This window comes from Mycolicibacter senuensis, from assembly GCF_003284925.1.
In the GTDB taxonomy this organism is placed as follows: domain Bacteria; phylum Actinomycetota; class Actinomycetes; order Mycobacteriales; family Mycobacteriaceae; genus Mycobacterium; species Mycobacterium algericum_A.
This window is the reverse complement of record NZ_QMEX01000255.1, coordinates 1-2663: the sequence shown is the minus strand read 5'-3', so window position 1 is coordinate 2663 and position 2663 is coordinate 1. Positions and strand designations below refer to the sequence as shown.

The window sequence follows — 2663 nt, the reverse complement described above, 5'->3', positions numbered from 1 at the left end:
CCACCGAGAACGACGCGGCGCTGGCCGCGGCGGTGCGCATGACCGCGACCACCCCGGCCCGGGTGCTCGGCCTCGCCGGCGCCGGGGTTTTGGCCGTCGGGTCCGCGGCTAATCTGGTGGTGATGGATGCCGACCTGCAGCTGGTGCGGGTGATGCGCCGCGGAATGTGGCTGAGGTAAGGAGAACCATGAGCGAGCCGACGATCACCGATGTTCCCGAGCAGCACCGCTATGAGATCAGCGTCGACGGCGTGCGGGCCGGGCTGGCCGCCTACCGCGACAGCGGCGATCAGCGGGACTTCCACCACACCGAGATCGACAAGGCGTTCGGTGGCCAGGGGCTGGCCACCAAGCTGATCGCCTTCGCGCTGGCCGACACCCGGGCTGCGGGCAAGCGGATCGTGCCGAGCTGCTCGTTTGTGGAGGCCTACGTCGGCAAGCACCCGGAGTATGCCGGCTGAGGTGGGGGTCAATCCACGCGCAGGTTGTCCGCCGACGTCGCCGCCCAGGCGGTGGCGAACAGGATCAGCCGGGTGGTGACGTAGGCGAACACCAGCAGGCCCAGCACCGGGCCGAACACCGCCCCGGCCGGCCCGTTGACCACCGACTGCAGATACACCGAGCCGGCCTGCTTGAACAGCTCGTAGCCGACCGCGGCGATCGCGCCGGCCCGCGCGGCGCTGGCCAGGCTGACCGACTCCCGGGGCAGCCGGGCGATCATCCAGGTGAACAACAGCCACGACACCCCTACCGCCATCCCGACCGATGCGACCCGCAACAAGGCGCCCAGCAGATCGAAGTCAGGAACACCGAGCCAGCGCAGGATCTTGCGCATCAGCTTCGGATCGGCCAGCGCGGTCAGCCCAATGGTGACGAGCATGGCGCCGAACGCCCACACCATCGCAACCAGGTCCGACAGTTTCGACGAGACGAAACCCTGTTTCTCCGAACGTTTTTCCCACATCTCGGAGAGCGCCTCGCGCAGGTTGGCCATCCAGGTCAGGCCCACCCAGGCGGCCGTCGCCAGGCCGATGGCACCCACCGAGGCGCGCGATCCGATAGCGGTGTCCATCAAGGTCACCAGCTCGTCGCCGAACTCGCCGGGAATGGAGTGCTTGATGCGGCGCTCGATTTCGTCGAGCACCTCGGGCCGCCGCGCTAGCAGGAAGCCGCCGACGGAGAACCCCACCATCGCCAACGGGAACAGCGCGAAGATGGTGTAGTAGCTCATCCCGGCGGCGAAGAAGTTGCCCTGACACTCGTCGTAGCGCTGCTGCGCCCGCATCACATGGTCGAACCAGCCGTAACGCGACCGAAGCCGGTCGAGGATGCCCGGTTTGGACCCGTCGGCCTGGTCTGTGGCGGCGTTATTCATGACTCATGCCGGCGGCGGCAGGAATCCCACCCGGTCGTAGACCCGCGCGATGGTGGCCGCGGCCACCGCATTGGCACGTTCGGCGCCGGCGGCCAGCACCGACTGCAGTTCACCCGGGTCGGCCAGCAGTTCGTCCACCCGCGCCTTGATCGGCGTCACGAAGTCGGCGACGGCCTCGGCGGTCTCCTTCTTCAGGTCGCCGTAGCCGCGGCCGGCGTAGCCTTCCACCAGTTTCTCGACGCTGTCACCGGTGATCGCCGACTGGATGGTCAGCAGGTTGGAGACCCCGGGCTTGGCCTGCGGGTCGTAGCGGATCTCGCGCTCCGAGTCGGTGACCGCCGAGCGGATCTTCTTGGCGCTTTTCGCCGGGTCGTCGAGCAGGCTGATCAGGCCGGCGTCGGTGGCCGCGGATTTGCTCATCTTCGCCGTCGGGTCGGCCAGGTCGTAGATCTTGGCGGTGGCCTTGGGAATCATCGGTTCGGGGACGACGAAGGTGTCGGGGAAGCGGGCGTTGAACCGCTGCGCGACGTCGCGGGCCAGTTCCAGGTGCTGCCGCTGGTCCTCGCCGACCGGCACCACGTCGGTGTCGTAGAGCAGCACGTCGGCGGCCATCAGCACCGGGTAGGTGAACAAGCCCACGGTCGTCGAGTCTGAGCCCTGCTTGGCCGACTTGTCCTTGAACTGCGTCATCCGCGAGGCCTGGCCGAATCCGGTGAAACAGCCCAGCACCCAGGCCAGTTCGGCATGCGCCGGTACGTGGCTCTGGACGAAGATCGCGCTGCGGGCCGGGTCGATGCCCAGCGCCAGGTACTGCGCGGCGGTCACCAGCGTGCTGCGGCGCAGCATCTCGGGGTCCCAGCCCGGGACGGTGATGGCATGCATGTCGACGACACAGAACAGCGCATCGTGGTCGTCCTGTAGCTCCGCCCAGTGGGTGATCGCCCCCAGCGCGTTGCCGAGGTGCAGCGACGCCGAGGTGGGCTGGACGCCGGAGAAGACGACGGGGCGGGTTGCGGAAGTGCTCATGGTTTCTCGATCCTGTCACGCCGGTGCGGCGGTGGGCGCACCTGGTAACAGAGCAATCGCTCTGTTATGGTGGCCGCCATGGCCCGCCCGCGTGTGCACGACCCTGGCCGGGTGCTGGACGCCGTCGAGTCGCTGGCGGCGCGGTCCGGCCCAACGGCGGTGACGATCCGGGCCGTCTCCGAGACGACCGGAGCCTCCAACGGCGCGGTCTACCACGGGTTCGGGTCGCGGGCCGGGCTGATGGCCGCGGATACGCAGATCCG

At 68.6% G+C, this 2663-nt stretch carries 5 protein-coding genes; 3 read left to right on the top strand and 2 right to left on the bottom strand.

The features are described from left to right. The first annotated feature begins 20 nt into the window (after positions 1-20). Complete coding sequence (locus DQP56_RS23745) at positions 21-179, top strand: amidohydrolase family protein (RefSeq protein WP_435673908.1); 159 nt, start codon at positions 21-23, stop codon at positions 177-179. 8 nt (positions 180-187) lie between these two features. Then, a complete protein-coding gene (locus DQP56_RS23740; protein ID WP_112689512.1) occupies positions 188-460 on the top strand; it encodes a GNAT family N-acetyltransferase in 273 nt (90 codons plus the stop codon). 8 nt (positions 461-468) lie between these two features. Here the strand turns inward: DQP56_RS23740 and yhjD are convergent, their stop codons facing one another. After that, the gene (yhjD, locus tag DQP56_RS23735; protein ID WP_112689510.1) at positions 469-1374 is read right to left on the bottom strand and encodes an inner membrane protein YhjD; all 906 of its coding nucleotides are present in this window, start codon (positions 1372-1374) and stop codon (positions 469-471) included. Between the two features lie 3 nt (positions 1375-1377). After that, positions 1378-2400, bottom strand: coding sequence for a tryptophan--tRNA ligase (gene trpS / locus DQP56_RS23730; protein WP_112689508.1), 1023 nt, complete (start codon positions 2398-2400; stop codon positions 1378-1380). A gap of 78 nt (positions 2401-2478) precedes the next feature. Here trpS and DQP56_RS23725 point away from each other — a divergent pair. Beyond that, a partial coding sequence (locus DQP56_RS23725) for a TetR/AcrR family transcriptional regulator (protein ID WP_165825133.1) occupies positions 2479-2663 on the top strand: 185 nt, incomplete at its 3' end.

Excerpts from the sequence above, each read along its gene's own strand:
- DQP56_RS23740 (WP_112689512.1), top strand. The coding sequence starts at position 188 with ATGAGCGAGCCGACGATCACCGATGTTCCCGAGCAGCACCGCTATGAG.
- trpS (WP_112689508.1), bottom strand. The coding sequence starts at position 2,400 with ATGAGCACTTCCGCAACCCGCCCCGTCGTCTTCTCCGGCGTCCAGCCC.
- yhjD (WP_112689510.1), bottom strand. The coding sequence starts at position 1,374 with ATGAATAACGCCGCCACAGACCAGGCCGACGGGTCCAAACCGGGCATC.